At 75.8% G+C, this 24,141-nt stretch carries 14 protein-coding genes; 11 read left to right on the top strand and 3 right to left on the bottom strand.

Going from position 1 to position 24,141, the window contains the following annotated elements; genetic code table 11:
* The first annotated feature begins 41 nt into the window (after positions 1-41).
* The 7 genes from Q2K16_RS15165 (at position 42) to Q2K16_RS15135 (ending at position 13,220) form a co-directional block, all read left to right on the top strand.
* On the top strand, positions 42-10,205 hold the full coding sequence (locus tag Q2K16_RS15165) for a glycosyltransferase (protein WP_302746195.1): 10,164 nt from the start codon (positions 42-44) through the stop codon (positions 10,203-10,205).
* Between the two features lie 59 nt (positions 10,206-10,264).
* Positions 10,265-10,624, top strand: a complete 360-nt coding sequence (locus Q2K16_RS15160; protein WP_302746194.1) for a hypothetical protein — start codon at positions 10,265-10,267, stop codon at positions 10,622-10,624.
* A 12-nt stretch (positions 10,625-10,636) separates the two neighbouring features.
* Positions 10,637-11,005: a hypothetical protein gene (locus Q2K16_RS15155; protein ID WP_302746192.1), complete on the top strand. Its 369-nt coding sequence runs from the start codon at positions 10,637-10,639 to the stop codon at positions 11,003-11,005.
* 52 nt (positions 11,006-11,057) lie between these two features.
* Entirely contained in the window at positions 11,058-11,615 is a 558-nt protein-coding gene (locus Q2K16_RS15150; protein ID WP_489671887.1) for a hypothetical protein, read from the top strand.
* Between the two features lie 64 nt (positions 11,616-11,679).
* Positions 11,680-12,342, top strand: coding sequence for a hypothetical protein (locus Q2K16_RS15145; RefSeq protein ID WP_302746190.1), 663 nt, complete (start codon positions 11,680-11,682; stop codon positions 12,340-12,342).
* A 102-nt stretch (positions 12,343-12,444) separates the two neighbouring features.
* Positions 12,445-12,675 (top strand): hypothetical protein, encoded by a 231-nt coding sequence (locus Q2K16_RS15140; RefSeq protein ID WP_302746189.1) that lies wholly within the window; start codon positions 12,445-12,447, stop codon positions 12,673-12,675.
* Positions 12,672-13,220 (top strand): hypothetical protein, encoded by a 549-nt coding sequence (locus tag Q2K16_RS15135; RefSeq protein ID WP_302746187.1) that lies wholly within the window; start codon positions 12,672-12,674, stop codon positions 13,218-13,220. The genes Q2K16_RS15140 and Q2K16_RS15135 overlap by 4 nt, the downstream gene beginning before the upstream one ends.
* A gap of 20 nt (positions 13,221-13,240) precedes the next feature.
* Here Q2K16_RS15135 and Q2K16_RS15130 read toward each other — a convergent pair whose 3' ends face one another.
* Complete coding sequence (locus Q2K16_RS15130) at positions 13,241-13,711, bottom strand: hypothetical protein (protein ID WP_302746185.1); 471 nt, start codon at positions 13,709-13,711, stop codon at positions 13,241-13,243.
* 128 nt (positions 13,712-13,839) lie between these two features.
* Between Q2K16_RS15130 and Q2K16_RS15125 the strand changes: the two genes are divergently transcribed.
* The 3 genes from Q2K16_RS15125 to Q2K16_RS15115 all read left to right on the top strand — a co-directional run bounded on the left by Q2K16_RS15125 (position 13,840) and on the right by Q2K16_RS15115 (position 17,157).
* A complete protein-coding gene (locus Q2K16_RS15125) occupies positions 13,840-14,799 on the top strand; it encodes an SseB family protein (protein ID WP_302746183.1) in 960 nt (319 codons plus the stop codon).
* Positions 14,796-15,776: an SMI1/KNR4 family protein gene (locus Q2K16_RS15120; RefSeq protein ID WP_302746182.1), complete on the top strand. Its 981-nt coding sequence runs from the start codon at positions 14,796-14,798 to the stop codon at positions 15,774-15,776. Before Q2K16_RS15125 ends, Q2K16_RS15120 begins: the two co-directional genes overlap by 4 nt.
* Positions 15,777-15,927: 151 nt before the next feature.
* The gene (locus tag Q2K16_RS15115; protein WP_302746180.1) at positions 15,928-17,157 is read left to right on the top strand and encodes a S8 family serine peptidase; all 1,230 of its coding nucleotides are present in this window, start codon (positions 15,928-15,930) and stop codon (positions 17,155-17,157) included.
* A 36-nt stretch (positions 17,158-17,193) separates the two neighbouring features.
* Here the strand turns inward: Q2K16_RS15115 and eccB are convergent, their stop codons facing one another.
* Together eccB and eccD are read right to left on the bottom strand one after the other, a co-directional pair.
* A complete protein-coding gene (gene eccB / locus Q2K16_RS15110; protein WP_302746177.1) occupies positions 17,194-18,588 on the bottom strand; it encodes a type VII secretion protein EccB in 1,395 nt (464 codons plus the stop codon).
* 7 nt (positions 18,589-18,595) lie between these two features.
* The gene (eccD, locus tag Q2K16_RS15105) at positions 18,596-20,005 is read right to left on the bottom strand and encodes a type VII secretion integral membrane protein EccD (RefSeq protein ID WP_302746175.1); all 1,410 of its coding nucleotides are present in this window, start codon (positions 20,003-20,005) and stop codon (positions 18,596-18,598) included.
* A 184-nt stretch (positions 20,006-20,189) separates the two neighbouring features.
* On the opposite strand from eccD, the gene eccCa reads away from it, so the two are divergent.
* Positions 20,190-24,140: a type VII secretion protein EccCa gene (eccCa, locus tag Q2K16_RS15100; protein ID WP_302746496.1), complete on the top strand. Its 3,951-nt coding sequence runs from the start codon at positions 20,190-20,192 to the stop codon at positions 24,138-24,140.
* The last annotated feature ends 1 nt before the right edge of the window (position 24,141 follow it).

Genomic DNA, 24,141 nt, shown 5'->3' with positions numbered 1-24,141 from the left:
CGGCCGGCCGGGGCGCTCGACGGTGCCGGGGAGGACCCCGCGTGAGCGAGAGTGACCACGCCCTCGCCGAGATCCTGGAGTGGTTCTCCGACCTCGAAGCCGCCATCCCGGGTGTCCGCTCGACCGTCGGCGAGATCCTCATCGGCAAGATCCCCGAGTCGGACATCGACGCGGTCTACGAGCTCTCCGACGCCTGGGGGGCCGCCGCCCAGGAACTCGCCGCCTGCTACGAGGAGGCGCTGCACGCCGCCGACGGCATCCTGACCAACTGGAGCGGCGACGGGGCCGCCGAGGTGTTCACCCGGGAGTGGCTGTCCTACCTGGAGTCGCTCGCCGGCACGGTCGACACCCTCGCCTCCATGGAGGAGGCGGTGCAGAGCTTCGGCCTCCAGATCGAGCTGATGAAGTTCATGGCCCTGCTCGGCCTGATCATGCTCGCCGTCTCGCTGTTCATGCTGGTCGCCGCCGCCATCCCGTCCCTCGGCCTGTCCACCGCCGGCATCCCGGGGGCGTTCGCCGCCTGCCGGGCCGCGATCGGGGCCGCCGCCACCAACGCGGTACGCGCCATCGGCAGCATCTCCGTACGCGCCGCCCTCGCCGAGGTGACCGCGCTGCTGACCCGTACGCTGCCGACCCTGGTGCGGACCCAGTTGCCGACCCTGGTCCGTACCCAGGTGCCCCGGCTGGTCACCACCCAGTTGCCGCGCTTCGCGCGGACCCAGATCCCCACCCTCGTCCGGCAGACCCTGCCGACGGTGATCCGGCAGGGCGCCGGCAACCTCGCCCGGAACACTCTGCCGCGCAACGTCATCGCCCGGTCGGTGGCCGACCGGATGGCAGGTCAGTGGCTGCGCGGCGTCACCAACCGGGAACTGCTGCGCCAACTCGGCCGGGAGGCCGGGCTGGAGTCCCGACGGCTGGCCGGGCGGAGCCTGCTCGCCGCCCGCAACCAGCTCGCCCGGGAGATCGAGGAGCAGCTGCTGCGCAGGTTCGGTGCCCGGGTCGGCACCGACCTCGCCGCCCGTGGCGGGGTACGCCTGGCCGGCACCGAGGCGTTCGAGCAGCTCAGCCGGGCCACCCTGAGCCAGTACGCGACCCGCGAGATCGCCACCACCACCTTCGGCCGGGAGCTGACCAAGTACCTCGGCCAGCGGGTGGCGTTCGGGGCGGCGTTCATGGGCGGCGGCAACCTGCTGGGCCAGATGTACCAGATCGCCGGTGGCGAACGCGCCGGCCTCGACCTCGGCCAGCTCGGCGTCTCCACCGTGCAGGGCGGGCTGTTCGGGGCGTCGATGTTCGGCGGCATCCCCGGCCACGTCATCGGCGGCGGGGTCACCGGTGCCCTGGTGACCGGCGCGACCGACGCCGCCCAGGGGAGGTTCGACCTCCAGAACATGCTGCACGGCGGCGCGGAGGGGGCCAAGGCCGGCGTCATCTTCGGCGCGCAGAACAAGCTGGAGACCGTCCGGGTCGGCGGGATGAACCTGCGGATCGGGCGCGACGTGATGGTGCTCCCCGAGGGGATGGCCGCCGTCGACCGGGCCGCCGGCCTGCGGGTCACCTACAGCGAGCGGGGCGCGGTCTGGGCCCACGTCGACGGCGACGGCCAACGGCTCGACGGCGGGGCGATCGCCGCCGACGGCACCGTGCTCGCCCGCGACGGCGTCCGGTCACCCGACCCGACGGTGGTCGACGGCGACGGGCCCACCCCCGGCGGCCCGGGTGGCCCCCACCCGCCACGGCCCGAGCTGCCCCCGGCCGACCTGCCGCAACGCACCGACCTGGCGGCGGGCGGCACCGGGGGCGGGGACGGCGGCGGCCCGCGCCAGCCCGCCCACCCCGCACCGGTGCGGACCCCGGAGGCGGGGACCCGCCTCGCCGACCCGGCCCGCCCGTCTCTCGACCCGCCCCGCCCGCCTGCCGACCCGGTACGGCCCGGGGGCGAGCGGACGCCGGGGGAGTGGTCCCGCCCGGGTGGTGACCGGGCGGTGGGGGAGTCGACCCCGCCGCCCGGCGAGCGGACGGCCGGTGACCCGGTGACCCGGCCGACGCCGGCCGACACCGCGCCGCCGCGCGGTCCGGTCGACGGTGCTCCCACCCGCCCCGACGGCCCACCGCCCGGCCGGGACGCCGACCCGGTCCGCGCCGACGCCGACCCGGGACGCCGGGACCCTGACGACGCGCCGCCCCCGTTGCCTGCCGACCGCCCCGAACCACAGGTGACCACCCGGGACGACGCGGCGGCCTCCGGTGTCGACCGGACCGGGCCGGCCACGGACCCGACCGGGGTGACCCGGGCCGACCCCCGCCCGGACCACCCCCGGCCCGAGGCCCGCCCGGCCACCGACCGGCCCCCGCACGACCGGCCCCCCGAGGACCGTGGGGCGGAGAACCGGGGGCCCGGGGACCGGGACGCGCAGAGCGGGGCCTCGATCCGTCCCCGCGACGAGCTCCGTGCGATGGAGTGGGCGGACCGGGCCTACGACCGGTTCCGGGCCGACCCGGGGGACGTCGCGGATATCGCGGCGAACCTCGCCACCGTCGCCCGCCCCGGCGGCACGACAGGTTTCACCCACGCCGAGATCGCCCGGGTGAAACAGCACCTCATGGTCGACGAGCACGTGCTGCGGGACTACCCGGACGGCTGGGTCCGCCGACGCTTCGACGCGGACGAGGACATCGCGGAGGCGTGGATCAGGCTGCGGGAGGGCCGCCCGCTCGAACCCGACCTGGTCCTGCTGGAGCACGAGCTGGCCGAGTCGGGCTACCTGCTGCTGCACCCGGACGCCACCTACCCGGATGCCCACGCGTACGCCCAGAGCCTGTTCAATTGGGAGCGGGTCGCGCCCGGCCGGACCGGAGAGGACCTGGACAACTCGTGGCCGAGGAGAACCGGTGATGGCGATTCTGGTGGACTTCGAAATGGTCCGGGAGGACAGTCGGGAGGTCGAGTACAGCTTCGGCCACCCGGAGAAGGACCGTCGGCTGGTCATCCAGAAGGCGTCCCGGGAGGGGCAGGTGCTGGACGGGCCGGAGGACATGCAGTACAGGAAGGCGTACGGCAAGATCCTGCGGATGCAGGCCGAGGCGGCGAGCTGGCCGCCGGGGGGCAGCTACGCGGCGTAGCGCAGGGACACCTCCCGGCCGAGCTGGTGCCGGCCGGGTCGCACCCGGTCGGGCCTGCGGTGCCGCTGCCCGAGGCGGTGCGGTCGACGTTCGACGGGCACGTCGGGGAGCTGCTGGCCGGCCGGGACGCCGGGCCGGTTGACCAGCCGCACCGGGCGAGCTGGGACGAGTCGTCCCGCCTGCTCACCGTCGAGTACCCGGACGGGCTGCGCGTCGGGGTGGTGCTCCAGGTCAACGCGGCGCTGCCGCCCGGGCAGCCGGTGGTGCTGCGGCCGGGGATGGCGGTCGAGCACGGGCAGTGGGTGCAGCGGGAGCCGGCCGGGGTCGTCCTGCCGGAGCACCTGCCGGCCGACCCGGCCGCGCGGGCCGCCTTCGTCGACCGGCAGCTCGGCGACGCCTGGCGCACCCTGCATCGCGAGATCCACCAGGTGCTCGACCGCCCGGTCGGGCCCGGCCGGGCCGGGGTGCCGGCGGACGGCGTACCGGAGGGGGGACGGGCCGGGGCGACGCCAGCGGACGGGCCGGCGCGCTCCGGACCGGCGCGGAGGCCGCCGGAGCCGTCACTCGCGGCGTTGGAGGCACCGGCGCGGCCGGACCCGCCGGTGCTGGACGCCGACGCGGTCGGTTTCCGGGACGCCACCGCCCCCGCACCGGCACCGCCCCGACCGCTGACCCCGGACACGGTGCGCGGCCTGCTCGCCGACGACCCGGCCACCCCCGGGCAGCTGCGGGACTGGGCCCGGGAACACCTCGCGGTACGCCTGGAGGACGGCTCCTACCTGCCGCGCAGCCAGGCCGAGATCGACGCCGTGGTGGCCCGGCTGCGCGCGGAGACGACCGCGCTGGTCGCGCAGCGGACCCCGGCCGACCCGAACGCCGCAGCACCCGCCCCCGCCCCGAGGCCCGCACCTGCGGACACCGCCGCGCCCAGGACCGTCGACCCGGATGCCGCCGCGCCCCGGGTCGTCGACGTGCCGTCGGACGGGCCGCCACGGGCGGGCGACGAGCTGCCGATCAGTCAGGAACTCGCGCCCAGCGGCAACTTCCCGGCCCACCGCACCCGGACCGGCGCGGAGCTGCCCGAGCAGGTGCACGAGCTGGTGGGCAGGGCGAAGGAGAACCTGCTCGCCCGGTACCCGGAGGCGGCGGTCGCCGGCCGGCTCGCCGACCTCGACGCGGTGGCCGGGCAGGCCGACCGGTTGCAGGCGGCTGCCGACCGGGCCCGCGACGGCGGCCCGCTCGGCGACGTCGTGCGGGAGGTACGCGCGCTGAGCCGGGCGGTCGACGGGTACGCCGACCGCTACCGCGACTGGCGGGACTTCTCCCGGGGCGGGGAACACGCCGACCCGGGCTGGCGGGACCTGGACGGGGTGGACCCGCTCAACTCCGTCGAGATGGCGCACCGGGTGGTCAGCGTGGACCCGGTCACCCACCGGTTCCACGTCATCGACCAGGCGATCGCGGTGGCGAAGATCGGCGATGTGCTCGGGCCGGCGTTCGAGCGGCACGCGGCCGACACCTTCGACCGCGTCATCCCGAAGGACCCCGACTCCGCCCGCGCCCTCGTGCCGGCCGAGGCGTACACGCCCGCCCTCGAACAGTGGATCGCGCAGGGTGCGCGTGGTGGTTTCGACTCCCGGCACGGGCTGACCTTCATCGCCGCCGGGGACGGCGGGCAGCCCCGACCGATCGGTGCCCTCGCCGCGACCGTGCTGCACGAGGGCATGCACCGTCTCCAACCGAACCCGGACCACATCGGGTCGCACCTGCTCGAAGCGGTGGCCGATGGCCGGCTTCCGCGTGGCGCGCGGGACGACGTCCTGGTCAACCTCCGCTTCGAGGGTGAGTTCCAGGCGTTCACCGTGCAGCAGCAGTTCCTGCGGGGGCTCGCCGGATTCCGTTCGGCCGACCACGCCTCGGACCCGCGCCTGCCGCGCTCCGACGGCTACCGGTCGCTGGCCGACCTCACCCCCCGGCAGCTCCAGGAGTACGTCACCAGCCGCTACGTCGCGCCCACCAGCCGGTCGGCGCTCTCCCCGGACATGCTCCGGCGGCTCGCCGAGCTGCCGCCAGAGAGCTTCGTGGAGCGGGCGCGGCAGGCGATCGAGGAGGCCACCCACCCTCTGGCGGAGCAGCGACGACAGGGGACCCTCTACGGCCCGATGAGCCGTGACGTCGCCGAACGGTTCGGTCTCGACCTGGACGCCCTGGGTGGGGAACAGGCGGCGCGGGTGGAACCGCCCCTGCGTGACCGGGGCGGCCCCGCCCCGACCGTTCACCCCGACCCCGCCACACCCCCGCCGCTCGCGGAGTGGGGTCCCGGGGGCCCGACGGACAGTGCCGGGTTCCACCCGTCCGATCCGCCCCCCGAACGGCCCCGGGGTGGGCTGCGGCGCATCGTCGACCGGGTCGCCGGTGTGTTCCGGTCGACAGAGGAATCTCCGCCGGCCCCGGAGGGGCAGGGCCGACCCCGGGGCGACGATCCGCAGAGGGCTCCGGCCGGGTGGTCGGAACCGGTCGACCGGCAGCCTCCCGGTGAGCCGCGGCCATGGGCATCCGACGATTCCCGGTCGTACCGGGAGACGACGGGGGAGGCCGGACCCGCCCGGGGCGGGCTGCGCCCGACCGGCCCGGCGGTGGATGCCGCCACCCTGCTGCGCGCCGAGGAACGGCGGTACGCGCTGGAGGAGCTGCGTGCCGCGACGGACCCGATCGACCAGGCACGGCTCCGGGCGGAGCTGGACCGGGTCGACGCCGACCTCGCCCGGCGCGGGTATCCCGTCCACCAGTTGGAACCGGTCCCCGAGGCTCCCCAGCCGCAGGACGCCCTGTACGTCGACGGACGCGACCACTCCCGTCACGACGAGCTCTGGACCGACCGTCGGTGGCGGCAGGAGGACCGCCGACCCTCGCTGGACGAACTGCTTCCCTCCTCCGACGAGGAGGTGGCGGCCTGGTCGGACGCCGTCCGGGCGGAGGTCGCCGCCCAGTTGGACGGGCGTGAGTTCGCCGGCCTGCGGCTCCGCCTCGACCTGGCCGACGAGTACAGCGTCAGTGTGCACCGGGACCAGGTGATCGTCCGGGCCGACATCGTCGATCCGGAACGCGGCAGCGTCGGGCGGGTCGTGCGGGTGTTCCAGCGCGACCACGACGGCACTCTCTTCGTGGAGCACACCTCGCTGCGGCTCGCGGAGAGCGTGCAGGGTCGGGGCTTCGCCCGGGAGTGGAACGCCTACCTGGAGGACTGGTACCGGGAGTCGGGCGTGCAGCGGATCGAGGTGCACGCCGCCTCGACCGTCGGCGGGTACGCGTGGGCGCGTGACGGCTACGACTGGGCGCCGGACACCGGGCACCGGGCGGACGCCGTGCTCGACCGGCTCCGGGCCGAACTGCGCGAGGTGGACGCCGACATCGCGCTGGCCGACCGCGCCACCGACGGCCCCGTCGACCCCGACCGGCTCCGGGCCCGCTACGGCACCACCGATCCGCAGCGGGTGCTCGCCGAGGCGTACCGGCAGCGGGAGGCGGGCCGGGAGATCCTGGACCGGGCGGCCCGGCACCCGTTCGGCAGCAGCCGGTACCCGACCCCGTTCGAGATCAGCCAGGCCGGCTGGGGGGAACACCACCAGGGGCGGGACGCCGCGTGGATCGGCAAGCGGGCGCTGCTCGGCGCGGACTGGAAGGGCGTCAAGCCGGTCAGCGACACCGGCCCGCTGCACCCCCGCTCGGCGTACCCCGTCGGGCTGCCCCGGGTGCCCGACCCGTCGGCGATCCACGGCCTGCTCAGCGGCGGCCATCCGCCGGTCACCGCCGCCCGCGTCCCCGACGCGCAGTTCCACGGGTACGGCCGGGACACCCCCGAGTCGGAGCTGGTACGGCAGCTCGGCGACGACGCCCTGCGGCAGACCCTGGGCCGGTTGCCGGCCGACAGCCCGCTGCGGGGCGTACGGCTGGAGTTGACCGTCGTGCCGGCGGACGCGCTGCCCGACGGCGCGGTGGCCCGGTCGGTGCCGGTCGACGCGGACGGCCGGGACCTGCCGCACGGCACCGTCCCGACGGACAGGGGCGGTTGGCGGATCGAGCTGTCCGACCGGGCGGCGGACGTCACCGTGGCGCGGGCCGTCGCCCACGAGGCCGCCGAGCTGACCGCGATCGGCGAGCGGGCGGCCGGCGGGCTGGACCCGTTCACCCTGGACGCGCTGACCCCCGGGGCGCTCGCCGACGGCGCCGGCCTGAGCCCGCACGACCTGGGCCGGCTGGCCGAGGCGGAGGTGCTGGCCGACCTGCTGCGCGACCCGGCTCAGGCGACGTACGCCCGCACCGAACTGCGGGCCCTGCGCGACCATCTCGGGCTGCACCCGGACGACCCGGGGCTGGCGGCCCGGCTGCGGTTGCTCGACGGGCGGCTGAGCGACGCCGGCCGGGAGGCGCTCGTCGGTGCCGACCCACCGGCCCGGACCCCGACGCTGCGGATGCTCGGCTTCGCCGAGGGGGTCACCCCCGGTGGGACGGTGCACCGGGTGGCCGAGGCCCTCGGTGGGCGCGGCGACGAGCTGAGAATCCGGGTGCCGGGGGCGCAGCCGTCGACGCCGGCCCCCGGGGTGCGGGTGTTCGGTGCCGATCCCGTCGCGGGCGTCACCGGGCCGCTGAGCCCGCTGCTGCGCCCCGACGGGCTGCCCGGCGACGTGGACGTGCTGGTCGGCCACGGGCAGACGGCGGGCATCGCGGACGTCCGGCGGGACGCCTACCCGGACGCCGCGGTCGTGCAGCTCCTCGACCGGGTGCCGACCGACCCGGAACACCTGCGGGTGTTGTCCCGGGCGGACCTGGTGGTGGCCGTCGGACCGGACGTGGCGGACGGGCTGCGGCAGGGGCTCACCGGGCTGGGCGGGCGGATGCCGGAGATCCGCGAGGTGACGCCGGGGTTCGTGCCCCGCCCGGTGCCGCCGCCCGGGGACGGCCCCGGCTCCGGCCCGAGGCTCCTGGTGTACGACGGTGACTCGGCCGCCCACCGGCAGGCCGCCCGGGTGGTCGCCGAGTTGCGGTCCCGGGGGCTGGACGGCACCCGGCTGGTGGTGACCGGCGTGGAGTCCGATCCCGGCGTGCGGCAGGTGCTCAGCCGGGAGCTGAGCACGCTCGCCGGCACGTTCGTGGAGGTCCGTCCGCTGCCGACGGAGGCGGGCGCGGTCACCGCGACGTTCCACGCGGCGGACGTCGTGCTGGTGTCGTCCCGGGGCGACGGCTACGACCCCGGATTCGTCCTCGCCGCCGAGCACGGCGTCCCCGTCCTGGTCGACGGCGCGACCGGTGCCGGCCGGCTGCTCACCGACCCCGACCGGGTCCCGACCGGCCTGGGCCGGGATTCGGTGGTCGGCGAACCCGTGTCCGCCCCCACCGTCTGGGCGGACCGTGTCCAGGGGCTGACCGAGGCGGCCGTCGCCGGCCGCGAGCGCGCGCTGGAGCTGCGGCGGCACCTGACCGGCCGGTTCGGGCCCGAGGCGACCGCGCAGGTCGTGCACGACGGCCTGGCGGCGGCCGGGGTGCGGGGCGGCCGGGTCGCCGACGGTGACTGGAACGGCGAACTCTCCCCGTACGAGGTGGTCCGCCGGAACCCGGCCCCGGCCGGGGAGACCGCCGGGCGGCTGCGGGTGATGACCACCTGCACCGAGTGGCACTCGAAGCTCGGCGGGGTGCCGACGGCGAACCGGGAGCTGACCGAGGCGTTCGCGGCGGCCGGGGCGCAGGTGCACGCGCGGGTGTCCGCAGTCGACCCGGACCGGCCGGACCTGGTCCGGGAACGTGTCGCCGACAACCTGGAGGTGACAGGCGTACGACAGGTGTGGGGGGTGCTTGACGCCAAGGGCCTGCCCGACACGCGGGCGCTGCTGATGCTCTTCGAGAACCTGCCGCCCGAGGTGGACGTCGTGGTCGGCCACTCCCGGTTCAGCGGCGGCGCGGCCCGGCTGCTGGTGGAACAGCTCTACCCCGGGGCCCGCTACGTGCACGTGCTGCACACCGCGCCTGAGGTGCTTGACGGTCTGCGCGGCAACCCGGGTGAGGGGCTGGGACACGCCGAGACGGAACGCCGCCTGATGGCCGGTGCCGACCTGGTGACCGGGGTCGGTCCGCTGCTCGGTCAGGAGGCGGCCCGGCTGGCCGGCGAGGGGGTGGCCCACCCGCCCCGGACCCACGAGATCATCTCGGACATGCCCCGCCTGCCGGGCGAGCCGGTCGCCCGGCCGGCCGACAAGGCGGGCTTCGACCTGGTCGTCCAGGGCCGCGCGACCGACCCGATCAAGGGCATCGACTTCGCCGCCAAACTGGTACGCCACCTGCGCGCCGAGGGGGTCGACGTCCGGCTCACCGTGCGCGGTGCGCCCCCCGCCGACGTCGCGGCGCAGACCGAACGGCTCGCCCACCTCGCCGGGACCGCGATCCGGGTGCTGCCGTTCGTGAAACCCGGCAGCCCGGAGCTGACGACCGACCTGTACACCGCCGACCTGGTGCTGATGCCGTCGATCCACGAGGGCTTCGGCCTGGTGGCCAGCGAGGCCGCCCGCGCCGGGGTGCCCGTGCTGGTCGGCGAGGGCACCGGCGCGGGACTGTTCTTCGGGGATCCGAGGTACGTGCCGGCCGCCCTGGGCGAGGCGGCCACGGTACGGGACGGGGTGACCGTCGCCGCGTGGCGGCGCGGACTGGCGGAGATCACCCGCCCGGACGGCACGGTGGACCCGGCGGACCAGCGGACGCTGCTGGACCGGGTGGCCGACGAGCGGGTCCCCGTCTGGGCCGAGCACGTGAAGCGGCTCCTGAGTGAGCTTGCGGTGCACCGCGACCGGGCGCTCGACCTGCGCCGTCACCTCGACGCCGGGTATCCGCCGGGCAACGCGGCCCGGAAGTTGCTGGCGGTGCTGGCGCAGCAGCCGGACGCCGCCTCCCGCCCCGACGGCGTGTCCCGTCCGGACGCCTCCTTCCGTCCCGATGCCGTCCAGGGCGGGCGGGAACACGACGGCGGCACCGGCGCGGCGACGCCCGACCGGCCGTCTCCCGACGTCGACCGTCCCGGGGCGGGCGGCTAGCGTGGGGACGGAGCCGACCGGCCGACCGTGCGGGTGCCGACGAGGAAGGGCGCAGCCTGATGACCGACGCTGATCCGGACCGGGACGCCGCCGTGCACCTGCTCAGCCAGTACGACTACGGGCAGACCGGCGACGGGCGCGGCGTACGACGGCCCGTCGGGCTGGCCGAGGCGGCCGACCTGTGGCGACGGGCCCTGGAGTCCGGCCGGGCGGCCGAGTCGACGGTGGACGGGCCCGGGGCGGGCGACGACGTGATCGCCTTCTCGACGGCGCGCGCCCACGTCGTGGCGGCCCTACTGGAGGAGTTCGCCGCCCGGGTCGAGCCCGGCCGGTCCACGCCGCCGGTGCGGGCCGACGACTCGCTGGCGGAACTGGCGACGCAGCTCGCCCGGCACCTTGAGTCGGGCACCGGTTACTGAGGGGACGTGGTGATGAGCGACGACGACCTGACCGTACCGGTCCCACCGGCCGACCCCGCCCGGGAGCTGCTGGTCTGGCCCGACTACCAGCGGGACGGCAGCGGTCGTACGACGGTGCGCCGGGTCGGGCTCGACGAGAAGGCCGCCCAGTGGCGGGCGACTGTCGACGCGGGACGCGGGACCGAGGAACGGCTCGGTCGGGCCGCCCCCGGACTGGTGTCGATGTCGAGCGCCCGTGGCCTGGTCGTCGCGTCGATGCTGCGGGAACTGGCGGCCCGGGTCCGGCCCGGATTCAGCTGTGGCCCGGTCCGCTCCGACGGCTCGCTCAGCCAGCTGGCCCGCGAGCTGGCCGACGACCTGCGCCGCCGCACCGACCGATGACCCCGGCCGGTGGAGAACCCGACCGGCCGGGAACCCGTACGACGAGGGGGGCGTGATGCTGCCGGCGCTGCGTACCCGGGACGAGGCCGACGTCTATCTCGACCTGCACCCCTGCCCGCACTGCGGCTCGATGGAAACCGCCTGGCGGGACGGGCCCGTGACGGTCCGGTCGCGGCGAGCACACCGGTACGCCGGCCGCTGCGCCGACTGCGGCGAGAACCGGGAGTTCCTGTTCGAGGTTTCCGAGGACGGCGACGGGCCGGCTCCGCCGGGGCCGCGTCCGAGGACCCGGTTCGGTGGGGCCCGCCCCTCCCTGCTGCTCGACCCCGGTGAGTGGATGCTCGTCGCCGACTGGTGTGTCGAGGCGTGGTCGTCGTCGGACGCCCGGGGGGACGACACCGGGGCGGCGGACTCACTGTGGACCGCGGTGGCCGCGATCGAGGAGGTGCGCAAGTTCCTCCCGGCCGACGGGGAGGCGGTGCCCGAGTCGGCGTTCTGGTCGGTGCGGGGCCGTACGGTCTACCACCGGGAACCCGGCCGGTTCCGGCGTCGCCGGTTGCAGATCCTGTTGGATCTCTACCTCAACCGGATGCCCTGGGTGCCGTCGTGACCGGCGTGTCCGCCGCCGGGCGCACCGGCCCGCCGATCGACCCCAGCCAGGTACGGAGGAGTGGATGGACACCCAACGGGTGATCGACATGCTCGAACGTGCCGTCTTCACCGCCGACGAACGGGTGAGGCGGACGTTCGGCGGGCCGGCCCTGCTGGGGTTGGAGACGGCCCAGATGGGCTACGAGGCGCGGCCGGCGGACTGGGCGGTGGCGCGGGAGAGCTGGGTCGACGAGGTGGTCGAGGTGGTCGGCACGAACGGTGCCGTGACCACGACCTTCGGCCTGCTGTTCCCCCGTGTCGGCGCGGGTCTGGTGTTGAACTCGCCGGCCACGATGGCGGCGCTGGGCCGGCGGGTGGGGGTGGACCTCGATCCGGTGGCGTACGCCGAACTGCTCGCCGTCCTCCACTCCGGCGCAACGCCCGACGGCCGGTTCGGCTACGCGTTCTCCGCGACCCCCGCGTTTGCGCCGGGATGGTTGGTCCGCGACCCGGACCACTTCCGCACCGTCTTCCCGGTGCCGTCGGCACCCCCGGTCGGGCCCCCGACGTTCGCCGGGCGGGCCGACGGAAGCTGGACGCTGCACTTCTGGTCGCACGACTACTACCTGCTGGAGATCCGCTCCGCGGTCGACGTGTACCGGTGGACGGTCACGGGTGGACCGGACCGGGCGGCGACCTGGGTCCGGGAGACCGTCGCCGAGCGGGTGGAGCGTCCGCTGCCGTGACCGGTCGGACCGCCGGAACCGGCCGGCCAGCAGAGACGAGCCCCGCTCCGTCGGTTCGGGTGGGCAGTCGCCCGGCGGCGGACGGCATCCGGAGGTGACCCGATGGCGATGACCGACGACCCGGAGCGGCAGCGCCGGCTGCGCGAGTTGGCCGACCTGCACGCCCGGTGGCAGGCCGCACACCAGGTGGACGACGCCGACTTCACCCCCGAGGGTGCCGACTCGGCGCAGCGTCGGCCGCCGTCGGCGCAGGCGCAGCGCGAGTACATGCGTCAGGCCCGGGAGATCATGGGCCTCGATCCGGACACCGGCCACTACCGGGACACCGAGTGACGCCGCTGGCCGCGCGGTCCACCCACGAGGCCCACCTCTACATGGACCTGCAACCGTGCGGCTGCGGGCAGGGGCGCTTCCCGCGCGCCTCCACCGTGCTCACCCTGCCCGACGGCGACCTGGCCCGCCGCTACACCGGCGCGTGCCAGGGGTGCGGCACAGCCCGCGAGTTCCTGTTCCGGCTGCCCGCCGCGCCCGTCGGGGTCGAGGAGGGCTTCCGGTACGGCGGCCCGGAGCCGTCCCGGCTGATCGACGCCGGGGAGTGGCTGTGGGTGGCCGAGAACCACGCCCGGGGGGTGCCGGCCGGGGCGCAGACCCTGCCGGAGGCGGACCGGCTGCGGTGCCGGTCCCGGCTGACCGCGGCCGTCGCCGCGCTCGACGAGGTGGTGAAGTTCGTGCCGCCCGGCGGTGCCCGGGTGCCGTTCACGGCGGTCTGGACGGCCCTGGGCCGTACGGTCTACCAGCGGGAACCGGGCCGGTTCCGGGCCGGCCGGCTGGCCGCGGTGCGGTCCGCGTACGTGGGGGCGCTGCACCGCCTGGGCTGAGCCGTCGGGGGTGGACGCGATCAGTCGGCGGCGCCGCCCGACCGCTGCGCGGGGGTGGACGTCCTACCGGCCGGTGGGCTGGCCGACAGGTTCGCCGCGCAGGTCGGGGAGATGCTTGTCTGCTCCTCGACGATCCGGTCGCCGAACAGGATCGTGCAGTGCAACGTCGGTGTCCCGCCGGCGTACGCCAACCGCTCGTCGACCCCCGGCCGGGCCTGCGGCGTCGCCGACACCCACACCCGTTCGACGTCCGGATATCGCAGGGTCACCGCGTGGGACCAGGCCCAGGTCAGGCTGGTGGCGTACTGGGTCTCCACCGTGCTGTGCCCCCAGGTGACCGCCATCCCGAACAACCCACCCCCGCCGCCGACCACCTCGACGGAGAGCGTGACGACGTACTCCACCGGGTCCGGTGCCGGGGCGGGCGACGGGTCGGCGGAACAACCGGCCACAGTGGCGGCCAGGGCGGCGACCGCGACGACACGTCGCATGGAACCTCCTGCGGAACGTGGGCGGACGGCGACCGGCCCGTAGCCTAGCGTGCGCCCGCTGCGGGTCCCGCCCGTCGTCGGGACATCGCTAGGCTCAGGTCGGTACCGGGCAGGGAGGGAGACCCGTCGTGGACGAGTCGTGGCAGCCGGCCAACGACACCGAACGGGCGTTGCTGCGCGCGGCGCGCGACGACGACCGCACCGGGTTCTTCCGCATCCTCACCCGGGCCGAGCTGTTCCTTCCGCAGCTGCGCGACGACGACCCGGCCGACGGCGGTCAGCGGTTCGTCACGATGGACCTCTTCGGACAGCCGTTCCTGCCGGTCTTCACCTCGCTTGAGGCGATGGTGCCGCAGGTCGCCGGGGTCGCCGACGCGTACACCGTGACCGGGTACGACGAGCTGTGCGAACGGTGGCCGGTGGCCGGCTGGCGGCTGGCGGTCAACCCGGGCACCCCGCTGGACGCGTACCTGCCGGTGGAGGCGGTCCGGGCGGCGGCGGACGGGGAGCTGACCGTGCCCGCCGGGGCGGAGCTGCTCACCGAGCTGGCCGAGGCGGCGGCCGACGACGAGATCGCCGCCGCGACGGCCGGCGGGGTGGACGACCCGGCCACCTGGCTCGCCCCGCCGACCCCCGCCCCGGAGCCGGCAGACGAGCCGGACACCGCAGCGCTGTTGCTCGACGCGGCCGAGCGGGGCGACTCCGCCGGCTACCTGGACGCGCTGCTCGACGCGCTGGTGGTGCTCCCCACCGCCGCCCCGGTGGCCGACCCGGCCCGGCTGGTCGACCCGGACTTCCCGTGGCGTGCGGTCGGCGCGGGGGAGACACCGGTGATCGAGGTGTTCACCGCACCGGAACGTTTCGCCCGGGCCTACCCGGACGGCACGCCGAGCCTACGGGCCACGATGGCGGCCCTGCTCACCGTCTGGCCGCCGGGGCACGCCCTGGCCGTCGACCCGGACTCCCCGACGGGCGTCACCGTCCCCGCCGACCAGGTCCCGTTCCTCCTGCTCTGGCCCACCCCCGACGGGACGGACCCCGACGGGGCCGTCGCCGGGCGGTCGACAGATGCCGGGTGGGGCCGGTGAGCGGGGCCGGGCCGATCCCCGCAGCCCGGTACGCCTTCGGGGTGGCCCACCCGGTCGCGCCGATGCTGCGGGTCCGCTACCGGCAGGGGGTGCCGGTCGACCCGTACGGCTTTCCCGACTGGACGCCGTACGCGCGGGCGGTGGTCGAGCTGCCGCCGCTGCCGCCCGGCATCGGGGTGGACGAGGCCCGGGTGCTGGACGTGCTCACCGCCAACCTGGCGGTGCCGGACCCGGCCGATCCGCAGGCGTCGGGACGTACCCCGGCGGGGTGGGTCTGGGCGCACCTGGCGCGCGGCCGGCGGATCGCGCTGGTGCCGGCGGAACTGCACGCGGCACTGCGGCACCTGGGCGGGGTGAGCACCGGCGACGCCGACCACCGACGGCGCGGCCTGCCGGTGGACACCGCCACCCCGCCGCCGCTGCGGTTCGCCGAACGGCTCACCCCGCAGGCGGTGGCCCGTGTCGAGCAGCGCCTCGGCTTCACCCTGCCGGCGGGCTACCGGGACTTCCTGGCCCGCACCAACGGCGGCTGGCCGGACTGGCCGGCCGTGCACCCCCGGTTCGGGTTCGTGGTCGACCAGCCGCTGTTCGGCGTGGTCCGGGCCGACTGGATGCAGGACCTCTGCCACGCCAACGCCTGGTTCACCGACCGGTTCACCGCAAACTTCCTGGCCGTCGGGCACGTGCAGGGCGGCCTGCTCGCCGTGCGGGTGGCCGGCGGCGACGAGGGGTCGGTCTGGTACTGGGACGACGACGACCCCCGGGCCCGCGACGACGACACCGCCGCCGACGTGGCCGACCGGCTGCTGCACCGCTGCGCCGACACCTTCGGCGTTTTCTGGCACGACCTGCGGGCGGTGCCCGGGTCGCTGCGTGACCTGGCCGTCGGCGCGGTGGCCGGGGGCCGGGTCGGTCGGGTCGACGACGAGCGGACCGGGTCGGCGCTGCCACCCGCCCGACGGCGGCCGGCGGCGTGAGACCGGGACGGAGGAACACATGACGGGGTACGCGCCGGTCCGCCGGCAAGCGGACGACCGGACCGGTACGGGCGGTCGCCCTCCTGCCGCCGGGTCGCCGACGGCCTCCGACGTGAGCCGGCGGGCTCGTCGTCGGGTGACATCTGGCCGGATGCGTCCGGTGGCTGGCGGGCTCGTCGTCGGGCTGGTCGCCGTCACCCTGGCCGGCCCGGTGCGGCCCGCCACGGCGGCACCCGACTGCGCGCCGGCCGGTGGGCAGGTCGGCACGCCGTCCTGGGCGCAGCAGGTGCTCGCCCCGGAGCAGGTGTGGCCGTTCAGCCAGGGGGCCGGGGTGACCGTCGCGGTGCTCGGCTCCGGAGTGGACGCCGACCACCCGCAGTTGCGGGGGCGGGTCGGCAGCGGCTTCGACGCGGTCCGGGGCAGCGGCCCGGCCGACACCGACTGCACCGGGCAGGGCACCCGGGTGGCCGGGCTGATCGTCGCCCGGCAGGCCGACGGGTCGCCGTTCGCGGGCCTCGCGCCGAGCGCCCGGGTGCTGCCGGTACGGGTGGTCGACGACCGGACGTTCGGGGCCGCCCCGGTCGACCCGGCGGTGCTCGCCCGGGGCATCGACTGGGCAGTCGACCGGGGTGTCCGGGTGGTCGCGGTGACCGTGGCCGCCGACCGGGACAGCGCGACCCTGCGGACCTCGGTGCGGCGGGCCGTCGACCGGGGTGTCCTGGTGGTGGCCGCCAGCGGCGACCGGGGCGGGGACGGCAACCCGGTGTCCTACCCGGCCGGCTACCCGGAGGTGCTCGCCGTCGGGGCGATCGGCCCGAACGGGCGGCGTTGGCCGAAGTCGCAGTACGGGCCGTACCTGGACCTGGTCGCGCCCGGTGTGGCGGTGACCACCACCCAGCGCGGTGAAGGACTGGTCGAGGCCGCCGACGGCACCGCACTGGCCTGCGGGTTCGTGGCCGGTGCGGGGGCGCTGACCCTCGCCAAGCGGTCCGGTACGCCGCGTAGCGAACTGGTCCGGCTGTTGACCGTGACGGCGGTCCCCGGTGCCGACCGCACCGAGTACGGCCACGGCACGGTCAACCCGTACGGGGCGGTCAACGACCAGTTGCTGCCACAGGCCCGGCCGGCCCCGCTGCCCCGGTTCCGGCCCGCCGACGACCGGCCCGACCCGGCGGTACGGGAGAGCCGGCGGATCGCCCTGGCCGGCACCGTGCTCGCCCTCGCCACCGTCCTGGTGGTGTGCGCCGTCGCGCTGACCCTGCCCCGGGTACGGCGTCGCCGCTGGCGGGCGGCCGTCGCGCCGGCACCCGCCCGGTCGACGCCGCCGACCGAGCCGGGCCCGCCGGTGCAGCTCTTCGACGATCCGACGCCCGGCCGCTGACCCACCACGGCGGACGGCCCGGTGCGCCGGGGCCGGTCAGCCGCCGGTGGTGATCGGCGCGGGCCGGACCGCCGCCAGGGGGTCCAGGGTGGGGCCGGTCGGTACCAGCATGGTCAGGCTCGGCGGCACCGTCAGCGCCCCCTCCGCCGGGTAGCCCAGCAGGCGCAACGCCTCGGCGGACGGCACCGGGTACCGGATGCCCAGGTCGGTGACGATGCTGAATGCGCCGGGGCTGCCGAGCAGTTGCAGCACGGTGACCCGGCCGGCGGGGGCGGCGATCCGGTCGGCCAGCGGGATGCCGTCGGGGGAGACGGAACCGGTAGGTGCGGCGCGGTCCGCGTCGGGCAGGGTGCCGCCCACTGTCAACTCCGGCGGGATGCCGGCGTCGGCGGTGGCGGCGCAGATCTGCTGCCCCGGCTCGGGGGCGAGCAGCTTCGGCGGGGTGGCGGGCGGCTGGCCCCGGTCCGGCGTGCGGGGGACCTGCCGGCTCTTCGGCAGCGAGGTGACGTCGGAGACGGCGACCGGGACGGGTTGCCGCCCCGACTGGCCGACCTGGATGGCCTGCTGCACCGGGGTGATCGGGGCGACCCCGTCGGCGAGCACCAGGTAGTGCTGCGGGCCGGACGCGGTCTGGGCGACCAGCACGTCGCCGTTGCGTCGCCCGGACACCTCCCGGGAGGGCTTCCCCCGGTCGGTGACGGGCAGTGCGGCGAGGTCTACCCCGGCGGGCAGGGCGTTCAACCAGGCGGTGCCGACGGGGGTCGGGGTGACCGCCCCGAACAGCGCGGGCACGACCACCCGGGAGCCCTGCACCAGGTGCCGGCGGCCGTGCCAGACCAGGTAGTTCATGCCCAGCGTGGCGTCCTTGACGAGCAGCCCGTCGTCGCCGACGCCCCGCCCGCGGGCCGGCCGGGCGGCCAGCGCCAGGGTCACCGTGTCGGTGGTGCGGCCGGTGTCGTCGGTCGTCGGGGTCGAGCAGACCGTCCACGGCAGACCGGCCCGTCGGTTCGCGGCCGGCAGCGAGGCGGGGGCGTTCGGGATGCCCATCGTCACCCCGCGCGGCACCGTGCCGAGGGTGCTGGCGGAGACGCGTACCACCGGGGCGCCGGGGCGGCCGGCGGCCAGCAGCGCGGACGCGTAGTTGAGCGTCGGGTGCAGCCGCCCGTCCAGGTAGATGTAGGTCGCGCCGCTCTCCTTCTCGACCACCACCGCGCCGGGCTGCCGCCAACTGTTCCCGCCTACCTTGGTGAGCAGCCCGTAGATGCCCACCCCGGCGGCGACCAGGACGGCGACCATCAGCCCGCCGAAGAGCGCGCCGATGCCCCGGCGCAGCGGCGACTGCTGCGGGTCGGTCTCGCGCATCACGAACGCGGACATCACCCGCTGGGTCATGAACTGGTACGACTGGAGCTGGTCCCGCCGCGTCGTCATCGTCGTCTCACCCGCCGATCGAGGCGAACATCCCCCGGATCGCCCCGAACAGGCCGATGACCGCGCAGGCCAGCGGGATCAGCGCCATGATGGCGATCACGTCGGCGATGTCGGCGGCCCGGCCCAGGTAGGGCGACGGCCGGCGTCGACTGTAGACCAGACCGGCGACCAGCGTCAGCGCCGCCGCGGCGACCACACCGAGCCAGACGAGGACCCGGCCACCGCCCGGCGCGGTGCCCAGCAGCGCGGCGACGGCCAGCGACGACAGCCCCAGCAGGCCGCTGACCAGCAGCGGCACCCGCTGCGCGGCGGTGGGGAAGAGCCGCCCGCGCAGCAGCAGCGCGCCGGCGCCGCAGAGCGCCAGCAGCGCGCCCGCCGGGGTACGGTCCCCGGTCAGCAGGAACGCGATGGCCAGCGCGCCGCAGACCGAGGCGGACAGCAGCATCCCGGTGAGCAGTTCGGTGGCCCGCGCCACGGTCACGAAGACCTTCGCCCGCTCCGGCACCGGCCGGTCCTTCAGGATCTCCTCCGGCCGGTCGGGCAGCTCCGGCACCGGCAGCTTGCCCAACCAGCCGGCGATCAGCGGGTAGCCGGGCAGCAGACCGATCACCGTGGTCAGCGTCGCCGCCGCCGCGCCGGCGGGGGAGACCCCGCCGTAGCAGAGCAGCGCGGCCAGCACACCGGTGAGCCCGGCCGCCGCCCCGGCCGTGAACAACCGCTGCACCCCGCCCACCGCCGCGTAGCCGACGATGCCGAAGACCAGCAGCGCGGCGGAGCCGAGCAGCAGGCTCGGGGCCCCGAGGTCGACCAGCCGTGCGCCGTCCGGCGCGACGAGCAGCGCCCCACCGAGCAGCGCGTAGGGCAGGCCGGCGGCGGCCACCACGGCCCCGGCGGTGGCGTCGGGCACGGCCCGCGACAGCACCGGGCCGACGACCGCCAGCAGCGCCGCGACCCCCAGCGCCAGCAGCCCCGGGGTACGCCAGGGCGCGCCGACCGCGGTCAACGCGACCAGCCCGAACCCGAGCAGGGCGGCGGTGACCGCCAGCCCGGCCCGCCGGGTGGCGTCGTCGCTCCACGATCGACCGGTGCGGCGCGCGCCGCCGGCGATCACCTCGACCACGTCGTCGTACGCCAGCTCGGGCCACTCGTCGCGGCCGGGCGTGAGGTGCAGCAGTTCGCCGTCGCGGACACCCTGCACGGCGAGGTTGCGGGTGGCTTCGAGCAGGGTGCCGGTGGCCCGTCGCAGCACCCATCCGCCCTGCTGCTCGCCGACGTCGCCGAGGCCCTCCCCGGCGTGCCGGAGCAGGTGCGGCAGGAGTTCCCCGACGAGCATGCCGTTGGGCAACGCCACGTCCATCCGCCGCTGGGGGGCGGCGATGGTCACCCTGGCCAGACTGAGACCGCCCGGGGCCGTCACGCTGGTCACCTCCCCGTGTGCCATGCGTTCGCGCGGCGTCTGCTGGGCTCGCCGCGGCGGTCAAGGTAGCACGGTCGCGCCGCCCGTCGGGTGGCCGTCCGACGGCGGACGGCGGTCCCTGCCAGGGGCGACCGGTCGATAGAGTGGGCCGCCGGAGACCTACGTGGTGGGAGGTACGGGGGAGATGTCGTCGTTGGTGGTCGTCAAGCGTCCACCCCGCCGGCCGGCGCCCCCGCTGCCGACCGGTGAGGTGCTCCTCGACCCGCCGCCCGAGGTGCCGGCGGCCGGTGGCCGGGGCTGGACCCGGATGCTGATGATCCTGCCGATGGCGGCGGGTGCCGCGGCGATGGGCCTGATGATGGGCATGCAGCGCGGTGGGGTGATGACCTATGTGGTCGGTGGCATGTACGGGATCTCCATCCTCGGCATGATCGCCGTGATGGCGGTCAACCAGTCGGGGCCTGGCAAACGCGAGATGATCGAGGCCCGCCGTCAGTACATGCGCCGCCTCGCCCAGCTGCGCGCCCAGGTCCGCGCGACGGTACGCCAGCAGCGGGAGGCCATCCACTACCGGCACCCCGACCCGGACTCGCTCTGGTCCACCGTGACCAGTGGCCGGCTCTGGGAGCGTCGGCGGGGTGACGCCGACTTCAGCGTGGTCCGTATCGGGCTCGGCCCGCAGGAGGTCGCCACCCCGCTGATCCCGCCGCAGACCCGCCCGGTGGACGAGTTGGAGCCGCTGTGCGCGGTGGCGCTGCGCCGGTTCGTCGCCACCTACTCGGTGGTGCCCGACCTGCCGGTGGCGATCGCCCTGCGCGACTTCTCCCACGTGTATCTGCGCGGTGCCGACGACGCCGTGCGGGGGCTGGTCCGCGCGGTGGTGGCCCAGCTGACCACCTTCCACGCCCCCGACGACCTGCTGGTCGCGCTCTGCGTCGGCCCGGACCGGCGGGACGGGTGGGAGTGGGCGAAGTGGCTGCCGCACGCCCAGCACCCGACGAAGCTGGACGCGGTGGGCCCGATCCGGCTGTTCGCCCCGACCGTGGTGGCGCTGGAGGCGATGCTCGTCGACGTGCTGGCCAACCGGCCCCGCTTCGACCCGACGGCGACGGCGGCGGTCACGCCGTACGTGCTGGTGGTGGTCGACGGCGGGCAGGTCGCCGGCTCCGACCACCTGATGACCGAGGGCGGCGTCGCCGGGGTGACCCTGCTCGACCTCACCGGCCGGCCGCCGCGCCTGCTCGACGAGACCTCCGTGGTGCTCGACGTCGCCGACGACGGCACCATCTCGGGCACCACGATGGACGGTGCCACCCGGGTCGGCCGGGCCGACACGCTCGACCCGGCGCGGGCCGAGGTGCTGGCCCGGGAGCTGTCGCCGCTGCGGCTCTCCGCCGCCTCGTACGCCGACCAGCCGGCCGTCGCCACCGACCTGGGCCTGGCCGACCTGCTCGGCCTCGGCGACCCCTACGAGCTGGACCTGGCCGACGCCTGGGGCAGTCGCCCCAACCGCAGCCGGCTGCGGGTGCCGATCGGGGTCAACGAGAACGGCCGGCCGATCGAGCTGGACCTCAAGGAGTCCGCCCAGGAGGGGATGGGCCCGCACGGGCTGCTCGTCGGCGCGACCGGCTCCGGCAAGAGCGAGCTGCTGCGTACGCTGGTGCTGGCGCTGACCGTCACGCACAGCCCGGAGATCCTCAACCTGGTGCTCGTCGACTTCAAGGGCGGCGCGACGTTCGCCGCGCTGGACCGGCTGCCGCACACCAGCGCCGTGATCACCAACCTGGCCGACGAGCTGTTCCTGGTCGACCGGATGCTCGGCGCGATCCAGGGCGAGATCACCCGCCGGCAGGAACTGCTGCGCCGGGCCGGCAACTACGCCTCGCAACGCGACTACGAGCGGGCCCGTGCGGCCGGGGTGCCGCTCGCCCCGCTGCCCAGCCTGCTGATCGTGGTGGACGAGTTCAGCGAGCTGCTCAGCGCCCGGCCCGACTTCATCGACATGTTCGTGCAGATCGGCCGGGTGGGCCGGTCGCTGGGCATGCACCTGCTGCTGGCCTCGCAGCGGCTGGAGGAGGGGCGGCTGCGCGGCCTGGAGACGCACCTGTCGTACCGGCTGGGGTTGCGGACGTTCTCCTCGATGGAGTCCCGCGCGGTGCTCGGGGTGGCCGACGCCTACGAGCTGCCCCGCTCACCGGGGCACGGCTACCTCAAGGCCGGCACCGAGGGGCTGATCCGGTTCAAGGCCGCGTACGTCTCGGGGGCGGTGCGGCAGCACGGCGGGGTGCCCACCGTCGGCGGCTGGCTGATCGACCCGGTCCGCGACTACACCACCGACTACGTCCCGCTCGCCACCGACGACGCGCCTGACGAGCCGACGGCGGCCCCGGTCGACGAGCACGTCGGGGAGAGCCTGCTCGACGTGTTGGTGGCCCGGATGGAGGGGCGTGGGCCGGCCGCCCACCAGGTCTGGTTGCCGCCGCTGGAGGAGCCGCCGACCCTCGACGCGCTGCTGCCACCGGTGCAGGTGTCCCCGGTGCGGGGCCTGACGTTCGCCGCCGAGGACCGGCACGGTGCGCTGCACGGCGTGGCCGGCATCGTCGACAAGCCGTTGGAGCAGCGCCGCGACCCGCTCTGGCTGGACCTGGCCGGGGCGGCCGGCAACGTGATGGTGGTGGGCGCACCGCAGACCGGCAAGAGCAACCTGCTGCGTACCCTGGTCACCAGCCTGGCGTTGGGCAACACCCCGCGCGAGGCGCAGTTCTACTGCCTCGACTTCGGCGGCGGCACCCTGGCCGCGCTGGCCGGCCTGCCGCACGTCGGCGGGGTGGCGAGCCGGCGGGAGGTGGACAAGGTCCGCCGGACCATCGCCGAGCTGCACGGGCTGATGCAGGCCCGGGACGCGTTGTTCACCGCGCACGCGGTGGAGGGCGCGGCGGCCTACCGGCGGGCCCGCCGCGAGGGCCGGTTCCGGGAGGACCCGTACGGTGACGTGTTCCTGGTGGTGGACGGCTGGGCGGCACTGCGGGCCGAGTTCGAGGATCTGGAGCCCCTGGTCACCGAGCTGGCGAACCGGGGTCTCGGCTACGGCATCCACATCCTGGCCGCCACCAACCGGTGGATGGACGTCCGTCCGGCGGTGCGGGACATGTTCGGCGCGAAGGTCGAGCTGCGCCTCGGCGAGCCCGCCGACTCGGTGATCAACCGGCGGGCCGCGGTGAACGTGCCCGAACAGCACGGCCACGGGCTGACCCCCGACGGCCTGCACTTTCTCGCCGGCCTGCCCCGCCTCGACGGCCGGCCGGTGGTCGACGACCTGCCGGACGCGCTGGCCGACCTGGTCAAGCGGGTGCAGCAGCACTGGACGTCGGCGGGCGCCCCGGCCGTCCGGCTGCTCCCCGCCGAGTTGCCCTATGAGGCGCTGCCCGCCGCGCAGGGCGGCGTCATCCCGATCGGCATCGCCGAGACCGACCTCCAGCCGGTACGCCTCGACTTCACCGCCGAACCGCACCTGCTGCTCTTCGGGGACGTCGAGTGCGGCAAGAGCACGTTCCTGCGTGGGCTGGCCCGCAGCATCGTCGAGGGCAACGACCCGGCGGCGGCCCGGATCATCCTGGTCGACTTCCGGCGCAGCCTGCTCGGTGCGGTCGAGTCCGAGCACCTGATCGGCTACGGCACCTCCCCGCAGGTCACCGCCGACCTGGTCAAGCAGGTGGCCACGGTGATGGGGGAGCGGCTGCCGGGGCGGGACGTCACCGCCGAGCAGCTACGCGACCGCAGCTGGTGGAAGGGCCCGGAACTCTACCTGCTGGTCGACGACTACGACCTGGTCGCCGGGGCGGCGCTCAACCCGCTCGCGCCGCTGCTGGAGTACCTTCCGCAGGCCCGCGACATCGGCCTGCACCTGGTGCTGACCAGGCGGATCGGCGGTGCCGGGCGGGCCATGTTCGACCCGGTGATCGGGCGGATCAGGGAACTCGCCTCCCCGGGCATCATGATGTCCGGTCCGCGTGAGGAGGGCGCGCTGTTCGGCACCGTCAAGCCGCAACGGCTGCCCGCCGGCCGGGGCTGGCTGTTCACCCGCCGGAACGGTGCCCAACTGGTCCAGCTCCCCCTGGTGCCGCCGGCCGGCTGAC

The sequence above is a fragment of the Micromonospora cynarisoli genome, from assembly GCF_030518815.1.
In the GTDB taxonomy this organism is placed as follows: domain Bacteria; phylum Actinomycetota; class Actinomycetes; order Mycobacteriales; family Micromonosporaceae; genus Micromonospora; species Micromonospora wenchangensis.
The sequence above is the reverse complement of the archived record's forward strand: the minus strand, read 5'-3'. Positions and strand labels throughout refer to the sequence as shown.